At 45.0% G+C, this 21501-nt stretch carries 14 protein-coding genes, 21 tRNA genes, 3 rRNA genes and 1 riboswitch; of the genes, 31 read left to right on the top strand and 7 right to left on the bottom strand.

Annotation, left to right across the window (positions count from 1 at the left end):
- Positions 1–22: 22 nt before the first annotated feature.
- Positions 23–124, bottom strand: a riboswitch (TPP riboswitch).
- Positions 125–558: 434 nt separating this feature from the next.
- The 24 genes from MHI08_RS14025 to MHI08_RS13910 all read left to right on the top strand — a co-directional run bounded on the left by MHI08_RS14025 (position 559) and on the right by MHI08_RS13910 (position 7842).
- Positions 559–2107, top strand: a 16S ribosomal RNA gene (locus MHI08_RS14025).
- A gap of 182 nt (positions 2108–2289) precedes the next feature.
- Positions 2290–5220: ribosomal RNA gene (locus MHI08_RS14020) — 23S ribosomal RNA — on the top strand.
- Between the two features lie 61 nt (positions 5221–5281).
- A 5S ribosomal RNA gene (gene rrf / locus MHI08_RS14015) occupies positions 5282–5397 on the top strand.
- The 16S, 23S and 5S rRNA genes sit together here, the layout of an rRNA operon.
- A gap of 519 nt (positions 5398–5916) precedes the next feature.
- Positions 5917–5992, top strand: a tRNA-Val gene (locus MHI08_RS14010).
- Between the two features lie 33 nt (positions 5993–6025).
- Positions 6026–6101 (top strand) — tRNA-Thr (locus MHI08_RS14005).
- A gap of 37 nt (positions 6102–6138) precedes the next feature.
- Positions 6139–6214: transfer RNA gene (locus MHI08_RS14000), tRNA-Lys, on the top strand.
- A gap of 8 nt (positions 6215–6222) precedes the next feature.
- Positions 6223–6305: transfer RNA gene (locus tag MHI08_RS13995), tRNA-Leu, on the top strand.
- A gap of 30 nt (positions 6306–6335) precedes the next feature.
- Positions 6336–6407: transfer RNA gene (locus MHI08_RS13990), tRNA-Gly, on the top strand.
- A 12-nt stretch (positions 6408–6419) separates the two neighbouring features.
- A tRNA-Leu gene (locus tag MHI08_RS13985) sits at positions 6420–6505 on the top strand.
- Positions 6506–6515: 10 nt separating this feature from the next.
- Positions 6516–6592 (top strand) — tRNA-Arg (locus MHI08_RS13980).
- A 7-nt stretch (positions 6593–6599) separates the two neighbouring features.
- Positions 6600–6676 (top strand) — tRNA-Pro (locus tag MHI08_RS13975).
- Between the two features lie 8 nt (positions 6677–6684).
- Positions 6685–6757: transfer RNA gene (locus tag MHI08_RS13970), tRNA-Ala, on the top strand.
- 25 nt (positions 6758–6782) lie between these two features.
- Positions 6783–6856, top strand: a tRNA-Met gene (locus MHI08_RS13965).
- Positions 6857–6860: 4 nt separating this feature from the next.
- A tRNA-Ile gene (locus tag MHI08_RS13960) sits at positions 6861–6937 on the top strand.
- A 7-nt stretch (positions 6938–6944) separates the two neighbouring features.
- Positions 6945–7037: transfer RNA gene (locus tag MHI08_RS13955), tRNA-Ser, on the top strand.
- 22 nt (positions 7038–7059) lie between these two features.
- A tRNA-Met gene (locus MHI08_RS13950) sits at positions 7060–7136 on the top strand.
- A 4-nt stretch (positions 7137–7140) separates the two neighbouring features.
- A tRNA-Asp gene (locus tag MHI08_RS13945) sits at positions 7141–7217 on the top strand.
- A gap of 18 nt (positions 7218–7235) precedes the next feature.
- Positions 7236–7308 (top strand) — tRNA-Phe (locus tag MHI08_RS13940).
- A gap of 25 nt (positions 7309–7333) precedes the next feature.
- Positions 7334–7409: transfer RNA gene (locus MHI08_RS13935), tRNA-His, on the top strand.
- An 11-nt stretch (positions 7410–7420) separates the two neighbouring features.
- A tRNA-Gly gene (locus MHI08_RS13930) sits at positions 7421–7494 on the top strand.
- Between the two features lie 17 nt (positions 7495–7511).
- Positions 7512–7588, top strand: a tRNA-Ile gene (locus MHI08_RS13925).
- A gap of 6 nt (positions 7589–7594) precedes the next feature.
- Positions 7595–7669, top strand: a tRNA-Asn gene (locus MHI08_RS13920).
- 3 nt (positions 7670–7672) lie between these two features.
- A tRNA-Ser gene (locus MHI08_RS13915) sits at positions 7673–7763 on the top strand.
- 7 nt (positions 7764–7770) lie between these two features.
- Positions 7771–7842, top strand: a tRNA-Glu gene (locus MHI08_RS13910).
- 77 nt (positions 7843–7919) lie between these two features.
- Here MHI08_RS13910 and MHI08_RS13905 read toward each other — a convergent pair.
- The 3 genes from MHI08_RS13905 to MHI08_RS13895 all read right to left on the bottom strand — a co-directional run bounded on the left by MHI08_RS13905 (position 7920) and on the right by MHI08_RS13895 (position 10274).
- Positions 7920–8396, bottom strand: a complete 477-nt coding sequence (locus MHI08_RS13905; protein ID WP_024424942.1) for a tryptophan-rich sensory protein — start codon at positions 8394–8396, stop codon at positions 7920–7922.
- Between the two features lie 86 nt (positions 8397–8482).
- Positions 8483–9217 carry a TraR/DksA C4-type zinc finger protein gene (locus tag MHI08_RS13900; RefSeq protein WP_056766975.1) on the bottom strand — a complete coding sequence of 245 codons (735 nt, stop codon included), beginning with the start codon at positions 9215–9217 and terminating at the stop codon, positions 8483–8485.
- Between the two features lie 118 nt (positions 9218–9335).
- Positions 9336–10274, bottom strand: a complete 939-nt coding sequence (locus tag MHI08_RS13895; RefSeq protein ID WP_025093657.1) for a 1,4-dihydroxy-2-naphthoate polyprenyltransferase — start codon at positions 10272–10274, stop codon at positions 9336–9338.
- A 380-nt stretch (positions 10275–10654) separates the two neighbouring features.
- Here MHI08_RS13895 and MHI08_RS13890 point away from each other — a divergent pair, with 380 nt between their 5' ends.
- The 6 genes from MHI08_RS13890 to menC all read left to right on the top strand — a co-directional run bounded on the left by MHI08_RS13890 (position 10655) and on the right by menC (position 18096).
- A complete protein-coding gene (locus MHI08_RS13890; protein ID WP_056766977.1) occupies positions 10655–12073 on the top strand; it encodes an isochorismate synthase in 1419 nt (472 codons plus the stop codon).
- The gene (gene menD, locus MHI08_RS13885) at positions 12066–13811 is read left to right on the top strand and encodes a 2-succinyl-5-enolpyruvyl-6-hydroxy-3-cyclohexene-1-carboxylic-acid synthase (protein ID WP_056766979.1); all 1746 of its coding nucleotides are present in this window, start codon (positions 12066–12068) and stop codon (positions 13809–13811) included. Before MHI08_RS13890 ends, menD begins: the two co-directional genes overlap by 8 nt.
- Complete coding sequence (menH, locus tag MHI08_RS13880) at positions 13793–14620, top strand: 2-succinyl-6-hydroxy-2,4-cyclohexadiene-1-carboxylate synthase (RefSeq protein ID WP_056766981.1); 828 nt, start codon at positions 13793–13795, stop codon at positions 14618–14620. The genes menD and menH overlap by 19 nt, the downstream gene beginning before the upstream one ends.
- 14 nt (positions 14621–14634) lie before the next feature.
- Positions 14635–15453, top strand: a complete 819-nt coding sequence (gene menB, locus MHI08_RS13875; RefSeq protein WP_024424937.1) for a 1,4-dihydroxy-2-naphthoyl-CoA synthase — start codon at positions 14635–14637, stop codon at positions 15451–15453.
- A gap of 71 nt (positions 15454–15524) precedes the next feature.
- Entirely contained in the window at positions 15525–16985 is a 1461-nt protein-coding gene (locus MHI08_RS13870; protein ID WP_342499706.1) for an o-succinylbenzoate--CoA ligase, read from the top strand.
- Positions 16972–18096 (top strand): o-succinylbenzoate synthase, encoded by a 1125-nt coding sequence (gene menC / locus MHI08_RS13865; RefSeq protein ID WP_024424935.1) that lies wholly within the window; start codon positions 16972–16974, stop codon positions 18094–18096. The genes MHI08_RS13870 and menC overlap by 14 nt, the downstream gene beginning before the upstream one ends.
- 106 nt (positions 18097–18202) lie before the next feature.
- Here the strand turns inward: menC and MHI08_RS13860 are convergent, their stop codons facing one another.
- From MHI08_RS13860 to MHI08_RS13845, 4 genes are all read right to left on the bottom strand, one after another.
- Entirely contained in the window at positions 18203–18394 is a 192-nt protein-coding gene (locus tag MHI08_RS13860) for a hypothetical protein (RefSeq protein ID WP_342499705.1), read from the bottom strand.
- A 25-nt stretch (positions 18395–18419) separates the two neighbouring features.
- Positions 18420–18578: a DUF1540 domain-containing protein gene (locus MHI08_RS13855; RefSeq protein WP_008360682.1), complete on the bottom strand. Its 159-nt coding sequence runs from the start codon at positions 18576–18578 to the stop codon at positions 18420–18422.
- 68 nt (positions 18579–18646) lie between these two features.
- A complete protein-coding gene (locus MHI08_RS13850; protein ID WP_342500197.1) occupies positions 18647–19693 on the bottom strand; it encodes a cytochrome d ubiquinol oxidase subunit II in 1047 nt (348 codons plus the stop codon).
- Positions 19694–19715: 22 nt separating this feature from the next.
- Positions 19716–21047, bottom strand: a complete 1332-nt coding sequence (locus MHI08_RS13845; RefSeq protein ID WP_024424932.1) for a cytochrome ubiquinol oxidase subunit I — start codon at positions 21045–21047, stop codon at positions 19716–19718.
- A gap of 176 nt (positions 21048–21223) precedes the next feature.
- Between MHI08_RS13845 and MHI08_RS13840 the strand changes: the two genes are divergently transcribed.
- Entirely contained in the window at positions 21224–21466 is a 243-nt protein-coding gene (locus MHI08_RS13840; protein WP_034665302.1) for a type B 50S ribosomal protein L31, read from the top strand.
- The last annotated feature ends 35 nt before the right edge of the window (positions 21467–21501 follow it).

The following is a 21501-nucleotide window of genomic DNA, read 5'->3' as shown; positions in this document are numbered from 1 at the left end:
TCGATTTGAATACACCGTATGTATTCAAGTGATTCCACATTCCTACTTCAGTATTAACTGACAGGTTCAAAGGGTCAGAACAACGAATGTTCACTCTCAGCACAAAGCTCCCCCTGCGGTTATTTAGTTTCAATCTATTATAAATATACTAAAGACCTGCAGGATCAACAATAGATAATTCCCGAGATAAGCAGCATTTGTATCAATATATAGGAAGAGATAAGGAAAAATAAATTATTTAGAAAAAATACTTGTTTCTTCTTTCAAAAGGTGTTATATTTGTATTCGCCGCTGAAACAGCGCGGTTGATAAATAACATTAAGAAAAAAGTTGTTGACTTTATCTTGATAGAATGTTATATTAATAAAGTCGCCTCTGAGAGACGGCGAAGATGATCTTTGAAAACTAAACAAGACAAAACGTACCTGTTAATTCGATTTTTTATAAAAAATCCTATGATACTTCATAGGTAGTCAGTCAAACTGGCGAGGCAGGAAATGATCACATGCTAAGTTCGCTACATCGTGTAGCAACGCATGTGTGATATGCATCCTGCATACCTCGGAGAGTTTGATCCTGGCTCAGGACGAACGCTGGCGGCGTGCCTAATACATGCAAGTCGAGCGGACAGAAGGGAGCTTGCTCCCGGATGTTAGCGGCGGACGGGTGAGTAACACGTGGGTAACCTGCCTGTAAGACTGGGATAACTCCGGGAAACCGGAGCTAATACCGGATAGTTCCTTGAACCGCATGGTTCAAGGATGAAAGACGGTTTCGGCTGTCACTTACAGATGGACCCGCGGCGCATTAGCTAGTTGGTGGGGTAATGGCTCACCAAGGCGACGATGCGTAGCCGACCTGAGAGGGTGATCGGCCACACTGGGACTGAGACACGGCCCAGACTCCTACGGGAGGCAGCAGTAGGGAATCTTCCGCAATGGACGAAAGTCTGACGGAGCAACGCCGCGTGAGTGATGAAGGTTTTCGGATCGTAAAGCTCTGTTGTTAGGGAAGAACAAGTGCGAGAGTAACTGCTCGCACCTTGACGGTACCTAACCAGAAAGCCACGGCTAACTACGTGCCAGCAGCCGCGGTAATACGTAGGTGGCAAGCGTTGTCCGGAATTATTGGGCGTAAAGGGCTCGCAGGCGGTTTCTTAAGTCTGATGTGAAAGCCCCCGGCTCAACCGGGGAGGGTCATTGGAAACTGGGAAACTTGAGTGCAGAAGAGGAGAGTGGAATTCCACGTGTAGCGGTGAAATGCGTAGAGATGTGGAGGAACACCAGTGGCGAAGGCGACTCTCTGGTCTGTAACTGACGCTGAGGAGCGAAAGCGTGGGGAGCGAACAGGATTAGATACCCTGGTAGTCCACGCCGTAAACGATGAGTGCTAAGTGTTAGGGGGTTTCCGCCCCTTAGTGCTGCAGCTAACGCATTAAGCACTCCGCCTGGGGAGTACGGTCGCAAGACTGAAACTCAAAGGAATTGACGGGGGCCCGCACAAGCGGTGGAGCATGTGGTTTAATTCGAAGCAACGCGAAGAACCTTACCAGGTCTTGACATCCTCTGACAACCCTAGAGATAGGGCTTTCCCTTCGGGGACAGAGTGACAGGTGGTGCATGGTTGTCGTCAGCTCGTGTCGTGAGATGTTGGGTTAAGTCCCGCAACGAGCGCAACCCTTGATCTTAGTTGCCAGCATTCAGTTGGGCACTCTAAGGTGACTGCCGGTGACAAACCGGAGGAAGGTGGGGATGACGTCAAATCATCATGCCCCTTATGACCTGGGCTACACACGTGCTACAATGGACAGAACAAAGGGCTGCAAGACCGCAAGGTTTAGCCAATCCCATAAATCTGTTCTCAGTTCGGATCGCAGTCTGCAACTCGACTGCGTGAAGCTGGAATCGCTAGTAATCGCGGATCAGCATGCCGCGGTGAATACGTTCCCGGGCCTTGTACACACCGCCCGTCACACCACGAGAGTTTGCAACACCCGAAGTCGGTGAGGTAACCTTTATGGAGCCAGCCGCCGAAGGTGGGGCAGATGATTGGGGTGAAGTCGTAACAAGGTAGCCGTATCGGAAGGTGCGGCTGGATCACCTCCTTTCTAAGGATATATGGAGCAGCGTACGTTTTCGTCTTGTTTAGTTTTGAAGGATCATTCCTTCAAAACATGTCTCTAGCGAGACAGGATTGTTCTTTGAAAACTAGATAACAATAAGTAATACATTCACATTGAATGCAATGCAAAGTTCATCACACATAGTGATTCTTTCTAAAGTAAGAAATGGTTAAGTTAGAAAGGGCGCACGGTGGATGCCTTGGCACTAGGAGCCGATGAAGGACGGGACGAACACCGATATGCTTCGGGGAGCTGTAAGCAAGCTTTGATCCGGAGATTTCCGAATGGGGAAACCCACTGCTCGTAATGGAGTAGTATCCATACTTGAATACATAGAGTATGAGAAGGCATACCCGGGGAACTGAAACATCTAAGTACCCGGAGGAAGAGAAAGCAAATGCGATTCCCTGAGTAGCGGCGAGCGAAACGGGAACAGCCCAAACCAAGAGGCTTGCCTCTTGGGGTTGTAGGACACTCTATACGGAGTTACAAAGGAATGATATAAGCGAAGAGGTCTGGAAAGGCCCGCCAAAGAAGGTAACAGCCCTGTAACTGAAATGTTATTCTCTCCAGAGTGGATCCTGAGTACGGCGGAACACGTGAAATTCCGTCGGAATCCGGGAGGACCATCTCCCAAGGCTAAATACTCCCTAGTGACCGATAGTGAACCAGTACCGTGAGGGAAAGGTGAAAAGCACCCCGGAAGGGGAGTGAAATAGATCCTGAAACCGTGTGCCTACAAGTAGTCAGAGCCCGTTAACGGGTGATGGCGTGCCTTTTGTAGAATGAACCGGCGAGTTACGATCCCGTGCAAGGTTAAGCAGAAGATGCGGAGCCGCAGCGAAAGCGAGTCTGAATAGGGCGCATGAGTACGTGGTCGTAGACCCGAAACCAGGTGATCTACCCATGTCCAGGGTGAAGTTCAGGTAACACTGAATGGAGGCCCGAACCCACGCACGTTGAAAAGTGCGGGGATGAGGTGTGGGTAGGGGTGAAATGCCAATCGAACCTGGAGATAGCTGGTTCTCTCCGAAATAGCTTTAGGGCTAGCCTCAAGGTAAGAGTCTCGGAGGTAGAGCACTGATTGGACTAGGGGCCCCTACCGGGTTACCGAATTCAGTCAAACTCCGAATGCCGATGACTTATCCTTGGGAGTCAGACTGCGAGTGATAAGATCCGTAGTCGAAAGGGAAACAGCCCAGACCGCCAGCTAAGGTCCCAAAGTATACGTTAAGTGGAAAAGGATGTGGAGTTGCTTAGACAACCAGGATGTTGGCTTAGAAGCAGCCACCATTTAAAGAGTGCGTAATAGCTCACTGGTCGAGTGACTCTGCGCCGAAAATGTACCGGGGCTAAACGTATCACCGAAGCTGCGGACTGTTCTTACGAACAGTGGTAGGAGAGCGTTCTAAGGGCTGTGAAGCCAGACCGGAAGGACTGGTGGAGCGCTTAGAAGTGAGAATGCCGGTATGAGTAGCGAAAGACGGGTGAGAATCCCGTCCACCGAATGCCTAAGGTTTCCTGAGGAAGGCTCGTCCGCTCAGGGTTAGTCGGGACCTAAGCCGAGGCCGAAAGGCGTAGGCGATGGACAACAGGTTGATATTCCTGTACCACCTCCTCACCATTTGAGCAATGGGGGGACGCAGGAGGATAGGGTAAGCGCGGTATTGGATATCCGCGTCCAAGCAGTTAGGCTGGGAAATAGGCAAATCCGTTTCCCGTGAAGGCTGAGCTGTGATGGCGAGCGAAATTTAGTAGCGAAGTTCCTGATTCCACACTGCCAAGAAAAGCCTCTAGCGAGGTGAGAGGTGCCCGTACCGCAAACCGACACAGGTAGGCGAGGAGAGAATCCTAAGGTGATCGAGAGAACTCTCGTTAAGGAACTCGGCAAAATGACCCCGTAACTTCGGGAGAAGGGGTGCTTCTTAGGGTGTTAAAGCCCCGAGAAGCCGCAGTGAATAGGCCCAGGCGACTGTTTAGCAAAAACACAGGTCTCTGCGAAGCCGTAAGGCGAAGTATAGGGGCTGACGCCTGCCCGGTGCTGGAAGGTTAAGAGGAGCGCTTAGCGTAAGCGAAGGTGCGAATTGAAGCCCCAGTAAACGGCGGCCGTAACTATAACGGTCCTAAGGTAGCGAAATTCCTTGTCGGGTAAGTTCCGACCCGCACGAAAGGCGCAACGATCTGGGCACTGTCTCAACGAGAGACTCGGTGAAATTATAGTACCTGTGAAGATGCAGGTTACCCGCGACAGGACGGAAAGACCCCGTGGAGCTTTACTGCAGCCTGATATTGAATGTTGGTACAGCTTGTACAGGATAGGTAGGAGCCTTGGAAACCGGAGCGCTAGCTTCGGTGGAGGCATCGGTGGGATACTACCCTGGCTGTATTGACCTTCTAACCCGCTGCCCTTATCGGGCAGGGAGACAGTGTCAGGTGGGCAGTTTGACTGGGGCGGTCGCCTCCTAAAATGTAACGGAGGCGCCCAAAGGTTCCCTCAGAATGGTTGGAAATCATTCGCAGAGTGTAAAGGCACAAGGGAGCTTGACTGCGAGACCTACAAGTCGAGCAGGGACGAAAGTCGGGCTTAGTGATCCGGTGGTTCCGCATGGAAGGGCCATCGCTCAACGGATAAAAGCTACCCCGGGGATAACAGGCTTATCTCCCCCAAGAGTCCACATCGACGGGGAGGTTTGGCACCTCGATGTCGGCTCATCGCATCCTGGGGCTGTAGTCGGTCCCAAGGGTTGGGCTGTTCGCCCATTAAAGCGGTACGCGAGCTGGGTTCAGAACGTCGTGAGACAGTTCGGTCCCTATCCGTCGCGGGCGCAGGAAATTTGAGAGGAGCTGTCCTTAGTACGAGAGGACCGGGATGGACGCACCGCTGGTGTACCAGTTGTTCTGCCAAGGGCATCGCTGGGTAGCTATGTGCGGACGGGATAAGTGCTGAAAGCATCTAAGCATGAAGCCCCCCTCAAGATGAGATTTCCCATTCCGCAAGGAAGTAAGATCCCTGAAAGATGATCAGGTTGATAGGTCTGAGGTGGAAGCGTGGTGACACGTGGAGCTGACAGATACTAATAGATCGAGGACTTAACCTATATTCTAATGTGAAGCATGAACATTGTTATCTAGTTTTGAGAGAACATTCTCTCCATCAGGTTTGGTGGCGATAGCGAAGAGGTCACACCCGTTCCCATACCGAACACGGAAGTTAAGCTCTTCAGCGCCGATGGTAGTTGGGGGTTTCCCCCTGTGAGAGTAGGACGCCGCCAAGCTTCTATAAGGATCAGTTCCAGTCGGAACTGGTCTTTTTTGTGCAAGTTGAGGGTACATACATTCACTTGTTTGATAAAAGATCGTGGCTTCATTTTATGTCCACAAGCAGCGTGTAAAATACTTGGATATAAAGAGAAAATGAGCCTATCGCATAAAACATATCTATAAAAAACAATAGAGAGATAGAGTATCAGCTTATATAGGGAAATTAAAGATGTGTAAGCCTATATGATTTTTATAAATGCTTACGGCTAAAGAGATTACATATATCATTAAAGTATAAAAATGAGGGACTGCTAATATTTCTAAAGGAATCGAACGTTTTAAAAGAGAATATAGAAGAGAGAAGTTCAGCTGCTGAACGTGGAACAGCAGCTGTTTGAATAGGTGAAATGACGATCATTTGTTAAAAGAAATACGCAATGAAAATTGAAATAAAATTTTTTTAATATAGCCTTTACAAATGATTAAAACCTGTATATAATAATCTTTGTCGGATCGAGAGATTCCTACATAGTGGAGGATTAGCTCAGCTGGGAGAGCATCTGCCTTACAAGCAGAGGGTCGGCGGTTCGAGCCCGTCATCCTCCACCATATTTATTCTTACATAATGTTAGGATAGATAAAGCCGGTGTAGCTCAACTGGTAGAGCAACTGACTTGTAATCAGTAGGTTGGGGGTTCAAGTCCTCTTGCCGGCACCACTTTCATATGGTAAGATAGACAAGTCGCTTTTAAAGCGAGCCATTAGCTCAGTTGGTAGAGCATCTGACTTTTAATCAGAGGGTCGAAGGTTCGAGTCCTTCATGGCTCACCATGTTTCATGCGGGTGTGGCGGAATTGGCAGACGCGCTAGACTTAGGATCTAGTGTCTTTATGACGTGGGGGTTCAAGTCCCTTCACCCGCATTGCCAAATAAAATAAAGAAATCCTGTAATGCGGAAGTAGTTCAGTGGTAGAACACCACCTTGCCAAGGTGGGGGTCGCGGGTTCGAATCCCGTCTTCCGCTTATACCATCCACGCCGGGGTGGTGGAATTGGCAGACACACAGGACTTAAAATCCTGCGGTAGGTGACTACCGTGCCGGTTCAAGTCCGGCCCTCGGCATTATAAATAAGCGCCCGTAGCTCAATTGGATAGAGCGTTTGACTACGGATCAAAAGGTTAGGGGTTCGACTCCTCTCGGGCGCGCCATTAAGATCGGGAAGTAGCTCAGCTTGGTAGAGCACTTGGTTTGGGACCAAGGGGTCGCAGGTTCGAATCCTGTCTTCCCGACCATCTTTTATGGGGCCTTAGCTCAGCTGGGAGAGCGCCTGCCTTGCACGCAGGAGGTCAGCGGTTCGATCCCGCTAGGCTCCACTTTTTAAAAGATTATTTTGATCATGGCGGTGTAGCTCAGCTGGCTAGAGCGTACGGTTCATACCCGTGAGGTCGGGGGTTCGATCCCCTCCGCCGCTATAAAGGACCTTTAGCTCAGTTGGTTAGAGCAGACGGCTCATAACCGTCCGGTCGTAGGTTCGAGTCCTACAAGGTCCACCATCTATACGGAGGAATACCCAAGTCCGGCTGAAGGGATCGGTCTTGAAAACCGACAGGGGTGTCAAAGCCCGCGGGGGTTCGAATCCCTCTTCCTCCGCCATATTTTTTAAAACCCATATCATCGCGGGGTGGAGCAGTTCGGTAGCTCGTCGGGCTCATAACCCGAAGGTCGCAGGTTCAAATCCTGCCCCCGCAACCAAAATGGTCCGGTAGTTCAGTTGGTTAGAATGCCTGCCTGTCACGCAGGAGGTCGCGGGTTCGAGTCCCGTCCGGACCGCCATTTTTCAAAAGAATACTTGGCTCGGTAGCTCAGTTGGTAGAGCAACGGACTGAAAATCCGTGTGTCGGCGGTTCGATTCCGTCCCGAGCCACTTTTATAAAAATATTCATAGTATGGCGGTTGTGGCGAAGTGGTTAACGCACCAGATTGTGGCTCTGGCACTCGTGGGTTCGATTCCCATCAATCGCCCCATACATATTTTTGCGGGTGTAGTTTAGTGGTAAAACCTCAGCCTTCCAAGCTGATGTCGTGGGTTCGATTCCCATCACCCGCTCCATTTGTATATCTGTTCATGGGCCTGTAGCTCAGCTGGTTAGAGCGCACGCCTGATAAGCGTGAGGTCGGTGGTTCGAGTCCACTCAGGCCCACCATGATCTTCCGCAGTAGCTCAGTGGTAGAGCTATCGGCTGTTAACCGATCGGTCGTAGGTTCGAATCCTACCTGCGGAGCCAAATGGAGAAGTACTCAAGTGGCTGAAGAGGCGCCCCTGCTAAGGGTGTAGGTCGCGTAAGCGGCGCGAGGGTTCAAATCCCTCCTTCTCCGCCATTGATCTGGCCCGTTGGTCAAGCGGTTAAGACACCGCCCTTTCACGGCGGTAACACGGGTTCGAATCCCGTACGGGTCATTTTTAAAAGAGATCTTGTCAAAGATCTCTTTTTTATTTTCTCCAAAACGAAAGACCGTATCATGGCGGTCTTTTTTTTACATATTCATGGAATAGATCGTATAAGACAAGTATGTGGCAAAGAATCCCCATAAGACATAAGGAATCAGTAAAATTGGAACGACTTTGCTTAGTTTACGTGAGACGATGACAAGTGCAAGTGCTGTCAGTGCGACGAGAAGGCAGTCGATTGTAGCTACAAACAAATCCTTTTGTGTAAATTGAAAAAAGCTAAAGGCTTGATTGAAAACATAATTTAAAAGGAAAAGAATCCAAAATGGTAAAGTGATTTTTTGGAATCCATATTTTCCATAAATGATCGCTGCGGACAATGAGATGAGTGCAAATAAGACAGCCCACACAGCACCAATCACACCGCCACCAGGCGTCCATTCTGGTTTATTCAATGCGTCATACCATTCTCTGTCGATGGGGAACAAGAATCCGGCAATAGAGAATAGTGCGTATGTAATAAAGAAGACAACAATCGCCCAAATGATACTTTTTCTAGCCATCAAGAATCTCCTCCAATCAAATTCACTCTTAAAATGATTTCCCAATAATTACATGATATAAACATAAAGCCCCCAATATGAGGGGACTAATGATTTTCTTCTGTATAAGGTTCTTCCTCGTACGGTTTCAAGTCACCAAATACCGTCATGACACCTTCTTCGTCTAGTGCTTCTTCATAGGCCTCGTGTGCTTTGTTCGGATACACCTTGCTTGCTTTTCCTTCAATATCAGCAGCTGCGAATCCTTCGTAGTCCTCCACATAATCTTCATCTTCTGATTGTGTATATACATCATCGTATGTTAGAGGAGGGAATTCCATATCAGATGGGGTCTCAGAGTTTCCGTAGCGTTCTACGTCTTGGTAGGCATCCTCTCCATCGTATGCAGCACTTTCTTCATTTTCAAATTGTCCCGCGGGCGGACTTAATAAATCCTCTTCAATCGGACGGTTTTGTGAAACGGTCTGTTCTTTTGAATGCTCTGTGCATGTGACGGCAGTAGGCAAGGCTTCTAAGCGTTCCTTTGGAATAGGGGCTTTACAGACCTTGCACAGACCATAAGAGCCGTCTGCAATGGCTTGGAGTGCTTCATTGATGTCTAACATATGTTCATGTTCCAAGCTGTTTAAAGCAATATCTTTCCCCCGCTCGAACAGCTCTGTCCCTTGATCACCCGGGTGGTTATCATAGGCAGACAATTCACCGATCGAATCGTAAGGAAAGGATACTTTCTGTTCATCGTCATGGCTTTTGGCTTCAAGTTCTTTCTTTTCATCAAGAAGGCGCTGCTTCAAATGATGTAATACGTCTTTAGACAACAAAGCGATCATCCTTTCATATCAAACATATTGTTAGTATGAGCAATTTTGTATGTAAGACTAGTTCCAATTTGAAGCAATTCCTTATTAAAAAAACGCCTGCGGCTGCAGGCGTTCTTTGTTACGCGATATAGTATTGTATGATTAAAGCGATCGTCAGCAGAAAACCAAAAAATGTATTGGTTTGAGCTGTAGATTTCATGGCATTCATTAATTCAATCGGTTTTTCTTTTTGCTTAAACTCTTTAATGGCTGTATAGGCTTTTGGCACACTCAGTAAAACAAGAAGACTCCAAAGACCGACGATATCTGTGAAGATATAAACAAAAATGAGTACATATGATACCAAAAACATGGAAAGTAAAATGTTCACTGCAGCTTTGCGTCCAGCAAGAATGGCAAGTGTTCTTCGTCCATTTTCCTTATCCCCGTCTAAATCACGGATATTGTTCGATAGTAAGATGGCACCAACTAGAATAGAAATTGGTAGTGAGATGAGAACCGCTTTAGACGTCAGTGTGCCTGTTTGGATATAGAAACTAATCAGGATGATTCCTAATCCCATAAAAGCACCTGAAACAAGTTCTCCAAACGGTGTATATGCAATTGGTACAGGGCCGCCAGTATAGAAATAGCCTGCTGCCATACAAATAAGTCCTATTAGTGCAATCCACCAGCTAGACATCATGCAAATATATACCCCAAGTAATAAAGAAAGCGCAAATAGTGCATAAGCGAGGCTGAGGACTGTCTTTGGCTTCACACCGTTTCTTACAATGGCTCCGCCGATGCCGACAGATTTCTCGTTGTCAAGCCCGCGAACATAATCAAAGTACTCATTAAACATGTTTGTTGCGATTTGGATAAACATAGATGCAAACAGCATGGCTAAAAATAGCCCAACATGTATTTGACCACTTGGAAGTGCTAAAACAGTTCCTAAAGTAACGGGAATAAATGCCGCTGTTAGTGTATGCGGTCGTAGTAAATTCCACCAAATTCGCCAGTTTTTATCAGGCTTTATTGGTGAAAGCTGATCTGATATCGATTGATGCTGCATAAAATATACTCCTTTAAATAAAAAAATACGTACACGTCCAAATTCCAGTTTAGCAAAGTTCAAAAAGGTGTCAATATATTGATGCGATGAATCGGGAAAAAGATGTTTGCTAATCGTTGCCATATCGAAGAAAAGCTTGATTTTAGAACAGGTCCTGCCCTTTTATCTTTGATGCTCTCGTTTCAATAAGCAGGAGCGAAAAAATCTTGAAAGCGTGATATAATAAGGATTCGAGGTTTTAAAAGCTGTTTTCTTTACTAAGTTCATCTGTTAAGGTTTATAATAGAAAAGCAGGTCATTCGACATATTCGAATGTTCATGTATTTTTTTGTTATGGTTTTATTTTTTATGTTATTTCATGGATTTTGGAGGAATGTATCATGGTGACAACAGTGCAAAGTACTTTCCGGCAGGAAGCGCTCGCGACATTAGAAGAAGCGAATAACGTCAACCATGCTGTTTTGATAAGCTACTCCAGAAGAGTTGACGATCTGGATCCTCTTGCCTTTTTCCAAAGCGGAGAAGCGGATTTTTTAGGCGAGCGGTTTTTTTGGTCTGATCCAGAAAGCCAAATGATATTTTCTGGACTTGGCAGAGTGGCCGTCATTAAATCATCTGAGCAAGGCAAGGAACGATTCGATATAGTCCATCAAGAATGGGAACAGCTAAAGCAGCACATGTTCCATTTTCATGATGTGAAGGAGTTAAAGCAAGCGGCTGTTGGTCCGCTTTTATTTGGAGGATTCTCGTTTGATCCGCAGGAAGAGAAGGCGCGTCATTGGGAAGCTTTTGGCGAGGCTCATTTTTTTGTGCCATCGATCATGCTGACTGTCTCAAAAGAAGGCAGTTTTCTTACGATCAATGAGTGGAAGCAGGTGGACGGGAATGTTCATCAGCTTATTCAAGAATTAGAACAAAAAGCCTCCCGTTTCGAGGCATTGCCAGTACGGACTGGTGGACAAGCTGAACTTGTTCATATGGAAGAGCTGGATGTGAACGAGTGGATGAAGGCGATCCAAGAAGCGACAGACCACATTCGTGCAAACGAATATGAAAAGGTTGTTTTAGCAAGAGAAGTCTTGCTTCACTATAAAAATCAAATTGAACTTGCTCCACTATTAGCAGAATTATTAAAGCACCAAACAACGAGTTATGTATTTGCGGTTGAACAGGGAAGACAAGCATTTGTCGGAGCCACGCCGGAACGCTTAGTGAAAAAAAGCGGTGGAGAGGTCTTTTCATCCTGTTTAGCAGGTTCCATTGTTCGCGGAAAAGATGAAGCGGAGGATCACGCATTAGGCGAGGAACTGCTGCATGATGAGAAGAATTTGATTGAACATCAAATTGTCGTCAATATGATTGAGCAAGCATTTAAAGCGAATTGCCTTCATGTGCATAAACCAAATCAACCAAGTCTTTATAAAACAAAAAACATTCAGCATTTGTTTACACCGATTGTAGGAGAAATCAAAAGCAGCTGTTCCCTCTTTTCATTAATTGAGCAGCTTCATCCGACGCCGGCATTAGGCGGATATCCTAAAGAAAAGGCGGTTGAAGTGATTCGTGAAATCGAACCGCTTAAGCGCGGCTGGTATGCAGCGCCGGTAGGCTGGATTGATTCTCAGGATAATGGAGAGTTTGCTGTAGCCATTCGGTCAGGTCTTATTGAGGAAGATCGTGTTCGTTTGTTCGCTGGCTGCGGAATTGTAGAGGATTCCCTTGCAAAGCAGGAGTATGAGGAAACACAAGTGAAGTTAAGACCAATGCTGTCTGCTCTTGGAGGTCATCCTATTGAATAATCACATCATGACAACATATATAGGCAGATTGATGGATGAATTCGTTCAAGGTGGTGTGAAAGAGGCAGTTGTCTGTCCTGGTTCTCGTTCAACTCCGCTTGCGATGCTGGCCCTTGCTCATCAAGACATCCATGTCCATGTTTTAGTGGACGAACGGTCTGCTGCTTTTTATGCGCTTGGTCTTGCAAAAGCAAGTCAATCACCAGTGCTGCTCATTTGTACATCAGGTACAGCAGCTGCTAATTTTTATCCTGCCATTGTAGAGGCGCATTATTCTCGTGTACCTCTTATTGTTTTAACTGCTGATCGGCCGCACGAATTGAGGGAAGTTGGGGCACCTCAAGCGATTGATCAGCAATTCTTATTCGGTAAGTTTGTTAAATGGTTCACAGACTTAGCATTGCCAGAGGAAAGTCAAACGATGCTGCGTTATGTTCAGACAGCAGCTGCGAGAGCAAATCACATGTCGATGCAGGAGCCAAAGGGGCCTGTTCAAATCAATGTACCTTTGAGAGAACCATTGCTTCCTGATCTGTCTATTGATCCTTTCGCGCGAGAAGAATCAGACACGAAAAAGGTATTAGCATCAGGTCAGGCTTTCCCAAATGATCGAGTGATGTCTGAAATCGTAACCGTCATGAACCAATCCAAAAAGGGACTGATTGTGGCTGGTGAACTTCATACACAGGAAGAAAAAGAGGCGGTTTTACGCCTTTCGAAAGCTCTGCATTTACCTATTTTAGCTGACCCGCTGTCTCTTTTACGCAACGGACATGAAAATGAAGATCTGATCATCGATGCGTATGATTCTTTATTAAAAGATGAAGCATTACAGCAGCACCTATTGCCGGATATGGTCATTCGCTTTGGACCGATGCCTGTATCTAAGCCCTTATTCAAGTGGCTGGAAAAACATGCGGAAGTAAAGCAGATTGTTGTTGATGCTGCCGGAGGCTTCCGTGATCCTGGGTTAAGTGCTTCATACGTCATTGAAAGTACTGTCTCTGCTTTTGTAGAAGCAGCATTAAATCAAGCAGTACAACGTAAAGAGACAAGTTTCTTAAACTGCTGGCAGAATGCTAATTCTTCATTCAGAACGCATGCAGCCCGCTATTCAGATGAGGATTTGTCCTTTGAAGGGAATGTGTACCGTCAGCTTCAGCACCTCTTGCCAAAGGAGAGTGTCCTTTTTATCGGTAATAGTATGCCGATTCGTGATGTAGATACATTTTTTGAGACTCAGTCCAAGCCTTTTCGAATGATGGCGAATCGCGGAGCAAATGGCATTGACGGCGTTGTGTCCACAGCACTTGGCACGTATGCAGCCTTGAAGCAGCCAGTCACTTTAGTCATTGGAGATTTATCATTTTACCATGATATGAACGGTCTGCTTGCAGCTAAGCTGATGGACATTCCGCTGACAGTTGTTTTGATAAACAATGATGGGGGAGGTATCTTTTCTTTCCTTCCGCAGGCGTCTGATAAACCTTATTATGAAAAGCTCTTCGGTACGCCGACAGGACTGAATTTTGAGTATGCATCGAAGTTATATGGGGGAACCTATTCGAAACCGGCAACGAAACAAGAGTTACATGATGTGTACATGGCGCATATCGATGAACCTGGGCTTCATTTAATTGAAATTGAAACAGATCGTCATTCCCGTGTAGACAAGCACCGTCAAATGATGGATGACATATTGGAAGAAGTGAAAAAAGAATGCCTTCGCTCATCATAAGAATGCGTGATGGGGTAGCGTACGAAGTGGTGGACCAGAACCCTTCGGCAGCAAATGCCACATTATGCTTACACGGCTTCACTGGAAGTGCAGCGTCTTGGACGTTCTTGAATGCTTATTTGGAGAATACAAGACTGATTCAGATCAGCTTGCTTGGACATGGGCGTACGGACTCGCCAGAAAGTGTGAGAAGATATGCCATGTCTCAGCAGCTGGCAGATCTTGTAGAGATTTTAAACCAATTAAAGCTTCACAAAGTGAATATTCTCGGATATTCTATGGGAGGACGTATTGCTTTATCATTTGCCGCTCGTTATCCAGATCGTGTCAATAAATTGATTCTTGAGAGTACATCTCCTGGGCTTCGCACTTTTAAAGAGCGGATGGCAAGACTAAAGCATGATCATCAGCTCGCTCAAAAAATTAGACATGAAGGCTTAGTGAAGTTTGTGGATTTTTGGGAAAGCATCCCTTTGTTTGCGTCGCAGAAAACTTTATCAGCGGAAAGGCAGACTGAGCTGAGAGAGGGAAGACTAAAAGCCAATCCTCTTGGACTGGCTCGCAGCTTAGAAGGAATTGGAACAGGTTCACAGCCGTCTGTTTGGAAGGCGTTAAAGCATATTCATTTGCCTGCTTTGTTCATTTGTGGAACGCTAGATGAAAAGTTCTGCCATATCGGCAAACGTATGCAGCAGGAGCTGAAAGGAAGTCAATTTATAGTGGCTGAGCATGCTGGGCATACAGTTCATGTGGAACAACCACATTTTTTTGGTAAAATAGTAAGTGAGTTTATTTTAGCGCAAGATTAGAGGAGGAAATATTGATGGCTATTGAATGGCAAACTGAGCGTCAGTATGACGAAATTTTATATGAAACGTACAATGGGATCGCAAAGATTACGATTAATCGTCCGCACGTACATAACGCGTTTACCCCGAAAACTGTTAGTGAATTAATTGATGCATTTTCACGGGCTCGTGATAATTCAGAAGTTGGTGTGATCGTACTTGCAGGTGCTGGCGGAAAAGCATTCTGTTCTGGTGGAGACCAAAAAGTTCGCGGCCATGGCGGTTATGTAGGAGACGATCAAATTCCACGTCTAAATGTATTAGACTTGCAGCGTTTGATCCGTGTCATTCCAAAACCAGTTATCGCAATGGTAGCAGGTTACGCGATTGGCGGAGGCCACGTTCTTCACGTTGTGTGTGACCTGACGATTGCAGCAGATAATGCGATTTTTGGACAAACAGGTCCAAAAGTAGGCAGCTTTGATGCTGGTTATGGTTCAGGCTACCTTGCACGTATTGTTGGTCATAAGAAAGCAAGAGAAATCTGGTACTTATGCCGTCAATACAATGCACAAGAAGCGCTTGATATGGGACTTGTTAACACAGTTGTGCCATTAGATCAGCTTGAAGAAGAAACGGTGAAGTGGTGTGAAGAGATGCTAGAAAAGAGCCCGACTGCTTTACGATTCTTGAAGGCTGCATTTAACGCAGATACGGATGGATTAGCTGGAATTCAGCAATTTGCAGGAGATGCGACACTTCTTTATTACACAACAGATGAAGCAAAAGAAGGACGCGATTCCTTTAAGGAAAAACGCAAGCCGGACTTCGGCCAGTTCCCGCGTTTCCCTTGATTCAATGATATCAATGAACAACAGCTTAGTGCATCAGACTAAGCTGTTTTCTTTTACAAAAAGGAGGTGTCATGATGAAGCAACCTAATTGGCTGCTGCACCGTGCCTATTTAACGCCAGATCGAGTCGCACTCATTTATCATGAGAAAGAGTGGACATTTCACGAATTAGCTCAAGAAGCGGAAGAGCTTTCAAATAGACTTGCTCAGGCATCATTGAAAAAAGGGGAAACGGTTGCGCTTTTGATGAACAATCATCCTCATATGGTGATGCTTGTACATGCCTGTTTTTTATTAGGGTTAAAAATTGTGCTATTGAATAATAAGCTGACAAAAGCTGAAAGGCGCTATCAGCTAAAGGATGCAAAAGCCGCGGCGTTATTAACAGAATCTAGTTATGCAAGCGATCATGAGGGTGATTTACCCGTTTATACAATGGAAACTTTACCTGAACCAGGGCAAGGCCATGTCAACAAGATCGAGAGTGAATTTGATTTGAATGAAACAGCGACCATCATGTATACATCTGGGACAACAGGACGTCCAAAAGGGGTAGAGCAAACGTTTGGCAATCATTTTCATAGTGCTGTTTCCTCTGCATTGAATCTGGGTCTCAGAGAGGATGACCGCTGGCTCATTGCCCTGCCTCTTTTTCATATTAGCGGCTTATCTGCTTTATTTAAGTCTGTGATATATGGAATGACAGTCGTGCTTCATCAGAAGTTTGACGTCGATGAAGTAAAGGATTCTATTGAACGGCATCGTGTAACGATGATTTCTGTTGTGCAGACGATGTTATCTCGTTTGTTAAGCAGATTGGCAGAATGTCCGTCTTCTTTGCGCTGTCTTTTATTAGGCGGAGGACCTGCGCCTTATGCGATGCTTCAAGAAAGCAAAGAGAAGGGCTTTCCTGTCTTTCAATCGTACGGGATGACGGAAACCTGTTCACAAATTGTGACCCTTGCGCCCGAATTTAGTGTAGAGAAGCTTGGGTCAGCGGGAAAACCTCTTTTTGGGTGTGAGCTGAAAATTCAAGATGGTGATCGCATTTGCCGTCCTTTTGAGCATGGCGAAATTATGGTGAAAGGTGCAAATGTGATGAAAGGATACCTTTACCGTGAAGAAGCGACCGCGGCTGCCTTTGATGAGGGCTGGCTGAAAACGGGTGATATTGGCTATGTGGATGAGGAAGGGTTCTTATTTGTGCTTGACCGCCGTTCAGATTTAATTATTTCTGGCGGAGAAAATATTTATCCTGCGGAAATTGAAGCGGTTCTGCTAACACATCCGCATGTAAAGGAAGCCGGAGTAACGGGTATGTATGATGATAGATGGGGAAAGGTACCTGCTGCTTTCCTTGTAACAGATGATAAAATACCGGAGAATGAGCTCTATGCTTTATGTGAGTCGCATTTAGCCAAATATAAATGGCCCGCCGCTTTTCACTTTGTGGACGAGCTGCCAAGAAATGCGTCGAATAAATTGCAAAGGCACAGACTCAGATCAAAGGGGTTTTCAAATGATTCAAATTGAACGAGTAATTTTATATCATGTCACGATGAAGCTTAAACAGCCATTTACAACAAGTCTTGGAACCATTTCAGAGCGTGAGTTTATTATTGTTGAAGTCAAAGATCAGACAGGATTAACTGGATGGGGAGAAGTCTCTGCTTTTTCTTCTCCGTGGTATACAGAAGAAACAATTGAGACTTGCTATCATATGCTGAGGGCTTTCTTTATACCGAACGTGCTGACGCGCACCTTTACACATCCTTCAGAAATCCCTGACAGTCTATATCATTTTAAAGGCAATAGGATGGCGAAAGCAGGCATTGAAGCGGCTGTTTGGGATATTTATGCGAAGCGTGAGAATAAGTCTTTACGCGATGTATTAGGCGGTACAAAAGATAGAATACCATCTGGTGTTGTGGCGGGGTTAGGCCCTATTGACGATATGCTTGAGCAAATTCAGCAATTTGTTGACCAAGGTTATCAGCGGGTGAAGGTGAAAATTAAACCGGGGCAAGATATTGGACTTCTTCAAAAGATCAGAGAGTCTTTTCCTGATCTGCCATTAATGGCAGATGCAAACTCTGCTTATGAATTAAAAGATATTAGCAAGCTTAAGCAGCTCGACGATATTCGTTTATTAATGATTGAACAGCCTTTAGCTGCAGATGATATTGTGGACCACCGCCATTTGCAAAAGCATTTAAAAACGCCGATTTGTTTAGATGAAAGTATTTGTTCTTTAGATGATGCTAGAAAAGCTGTAGAGCTTGGCAGCTGTCAAATTATTAATGTGAAGCCTTCACGAGTTGGCGGATTGACAGAGGCTCTTAAAATTCATACGTTCAGTAAGGAGCATCAAATTCCGTTATGGTGCGGAGGGATGATTGAAACAGGTATTTCCCGAGCGCAGAACGTAGCACTTGCTTCGCTTCCTCAATTTACGATTCCCGGTGATATTTCAGCTTCGTCAAAATTTTGGGAGCAGGATATCATTTTTCCTGAAATTAAGGTTGAAAATGGGTTTATTGAGGTGCCTCGTTCACCAGGAATGGGCGTGGAAGTTGATTACCAAGCGCTCCGTTCGTTTTCTGATAAAATCGACGTGTTTACAAAACATGATTTTGTGAGATAAAAACGAAGCAATCACCTTTTGCATCCCAAATAGAATCTAGGTATAGTGAGAGAAAGTTTTTCCTTCCTGTCTGAACAAAAAAGAAAGAGCGGTGATCCGCTCTTTCTTACTCTTCAACCAGCTCGCTGTCATAAGTAAGCTGTCCGATATACTGATGAATTTCACTTGGCATGTTTGATGCATGTCCATATTCATAATCCCAAAGATTTAAAAAGGAGTGAGCGGCTTGGTGGAATGCGGCTTCATCCGCGTCATGAATTTCGTCAAAAAACGTTTGAAGCAGCCGATCGTGTTTCAAATTGAAGCGCCTCCTTTAATGAGACTTAAAGGTCTTGTGGTTTAAACGTTTTACAATCCGTTTCTTCACTTTTCTCAGCCGTATTTCCTGTGTGGCTGACAACATAGATTGCATCTGCACCACAGCGGTTTCCAGCATTCCAATAGGAACAGTTATTGACTTCACAAAGGATTTTTTGACTCATACAGATGACCTCCTTTTGAGTATGTCTTTCATCTATAATGTAACCGAAATGAAGCTCGTCCATTCATGTTAATCTTCCTGACGAATATAGCGCTTATCCTTCATAAATAATTTCCAGAAGAAATAAAATCCGGGAAACAAGATGATAAACCCTACAATATAGGTGATAAATAATGCCCTAAATGTGACAGGGTCTGTAAATCCAGACATGATTGTAATATCTGGATAAGCCATGTAAGGCAAATGGGCACGCCCATACACATAGCTTGCTAAGAAATATTGAATGGTAATCGCAATGACGGCAAGGCGTGGTCTCCCTTTCCGATGCTGAAACCGGCTGTTTGGTAAAAATAGAGCCAGTCCTGCGAGCAAAAACATTAAGAGAGATACAAGAAGAATAGGAATGTTCTGCATCATTTTTGTGAACAGCCAATTGGCCTCGCTTCGTAATGTCAGCATGATAAAAAAGGCCATCATGAGTGAAAGTGGACCCGTAATGAGCGCCCCTCTTCTATAAATGCTGTAAGCTTCATCTTCATCAGCAACATTAGAGAAATCAGCTAAAAGCAAGGACGAAAGAAAAAGGGTGCTGAAAATGGCAAAGCCGATAAAAGAATAGACATTTGCACTTGTAAAGACCAGTCCAAGATCTAATGAGTAGACGTTGTTCTCCTGAAAGATAAAGCCACCATGGGTGATTGGGAGAACCATGATCAGGATGGACGGAATGATAAAGCCGCTGATCCCTGAAATATACGTCACCGCTTTTCGGTATTTCTTAGGCAGTGAATGAGAAAACACGAGAAACCCGCTTCGCAGTGCAAGAAGCAATAAAATAATGCTGCCGGGTATTAATAAAACGGTACCAAGTACAAAGGTCGCACCTGGAAACAGGCTGAACAATGCGACAACGATGGCGACAATAAAGACGTTTGTCACTTCCCATGTTGGAGAAAGATACTTATTCGCGATATTAGCTGCCTTTGTTTGTTCTCTATTCATATAAATCATCGACCAAAATCCTGCGCCGAAATCCATTGATGCCATCACTGCATAGATAAAAACGAATCCCCATAAGATGGTGATTGCAATCAGCGCATCAGTTGTAACATCCATTTGCATCAAGATCGCTCCCTTTTTAAGATTCTGTTAACCGTAGGTCTTCTTCAATCGTATGTTTCCTAAAGTAGTAAGTCAGCACTATGACGGTTGCTATGCCTAAGATGAGATAGACAATGGCAAAAAGGATAAAAAGTGTCCCGATCGAGCCTGATGATGTGACAACCTCTGAGGTTTTGAGCATTCGATAAATAACCCATGGCTGGCGGCCTGTACAAGCAAAGATCCAGCCAAATTCAATAGCCAAAAGACTAAGAGGCCCGCCGAATAAGTAAAGAAAAAGAAGCCACTTCGGAAATTTGTCCCGTTTTAAAATTTTACGGTAAAGTAGTGCTAATACCGCAAATAGAATGAGCACCGATCCAATAATGACCATGCCGTTAAATAATGTGTGTATAAATAAAGGCGGCCACTCGTCACGAGGAAAATCATTTAAGCCTTTGACCACTGTATCAAAGCTATTTCCTGCCAGAAAACTGAGCGCCCAAGGAATTTCGATCGCACCTTTAATTTCCTGTGAATCAGCATCCGTAAAACCACCTATTGCAAGAGGCGCATGTGATTGCGTTTCAAATAAACCTTCAGCTCCAGCCAGCTTTTCAGGCTGATATTCATACAGAAGCTGAGCGGATTCGTGGCCATTTAAGGCTGTTAGAAAAGAGAAAAGTCCTCCTACAATGAGTCCAAGAAAAAGGGCTTTTCGATGAAATGTATAGAGCTTCTCATTTTTTCTCGTTTTGAGCATTTTAAAAGCTGCAACTGAAGCAATCACAAAAGCACCTGTTGTAAAAGCAGACAGCACAACATGTGTAGCAGTTACAGCAAAGCTTGGATTGAAAAAGGCCTTCCAAGGCTCGATATTTGTGATTTCTCCATTCACCATCTGAAAGCCGGCAGGTGTCCCTTCAAAAGCATGTACGTTTGTAATTAGAATCGCTGATGCAGCTGCACCAATGACGATAAAAATAACCGTAATGATGCGCATTGCATTTGATAGGCGATCCGCTGCGTACACATAAATAGACATAAATAATGCTTCTATAAAGAACGCATAGATTTCAATCTGGAATGGCAGTGACATGACCTTTCCGATGACCTCCATAAAACCTGGCCATAAAAGGGCAAGCTGCGTACCAGCAATAGTACCTGTTGGAATGGCGACCCCTAACAGAACAGCCTGTGCTTTTGTCCACCGCTTGGCCATGATGGCATAATGCGGGTCCTTCGTTTTTTGAAAGATGAGTTCAGCTAACAAAATCATTAGCGGGATGCCAACGCCAAGCGAGGCATAAATAATATGAAAGCCCATGGTTGTGCCGAACAGGCTTCTAGCTAAAACGAGATCAGTCAATTTTTTCTCCGCCTTTCTTATCGCTTCTCTTTTTCATGATGCTTATTATTCTCCACCATTTTTAGATTATTCTTCCTGACTAAGAAAGCTTGTTTTTTGACAAGTTGTAAAAGAGGGAGTAGAATATAAATATAAAACGTAACCATTACGTTTTATTAACGAAAGGAGTTTTGACATTGAAAAGAGATATTCATCCAACCTCACATGAAGTTGTATTTATGGACGTAAACAGCGGTTACCGCTTCTTGAGTAAATCAACAAAGACATCAAATGAGACAGTAGAGTGGGAAGATGGGAAAACGTATCCTGTCATTAAAGTAGAAACAAGCTCTGATACGCATCCTTTTTATACAGGACGCCAAAAATTCGGAGAAAAAGGCGGAAGAGCCGAGCTGTTTAAGAAAAAATATCAAATGTAATCAAAAAAGCACGCCTGATAACGGTGTGCTTTTTT

It is taken from the genome of Bacillus sp. FSL M7-0791, from assembly GCF_038627085.1.
GTDB lineage: Bacteria > Bacillota > Bacilli > Bacillales > Bacillaceae > Bacillus > Bacillus safensis.
Note: the sequence above shows the minus strand (reverse complement) of the source record. Positions and strands in the feature narration are given on the sequence as shown.

Coding starts and splice junctions, on each gene's coding strand:
- MHI08_RS13905 (WP_024424942.1), bottom strand. CDS start 8,396: ATGGCTAGAAAAAGTATCATTTGGGCGATTGTTGTCTTCTTTATTACA.
- MHI08_RS13895 (WP_025093657.1), bottom strand. CDS start 10,274: ATGCAGCATCAATCGATATCAGATCAGCTTTCACCAATAAAGCCTGAT.
- MHI08_RS13890 (WP_056766977.1), top strand. CDS start 10,655: ATGGTGACAACAGTGCAAAGTACTTTCCGGCAGGAAGCGCTCGCGACA.
- menH (WP_056766981.1), top strand. CDS start 13,793: ATGCCTTCGCTCATCATAAGAATGCGTGATGGGGTAGCGTACGAAGTG.
- menB (WP_024424937.1), top strand. CDS start 14,635: ATGGCTATTGAATGGCAAACTGAGCGTCAGTATGACGAAATTTTATAT.
- MHI08_RS13870 (WP_342499706.1), top strand. CDS start 15,525: ATGATGAAGCAACCTAATTGGCTGCTGCACCGTGCCTATTTAACGCCA.
- menC (WP_024424935.1), top strand. CDS start 16,972: ATGATTCAAATTGAACGAGTAATTTTATATCATGTCACGATGAAGCTT.
- MHI08_RS13855 (WP_008360682.1), bottom strand. CDS start 18,578: ATGAGTCAAAAAATCCTTTGTGAAGTCAATAACTGTTCCTATTGGAAT.
- MHI08_RS13850 (WP_342500197.1), bottom strand. CDS start 19,693: ATGGATGTTACAACTGATGCGCTGATTGCAATCACCATCTTATGGGGA.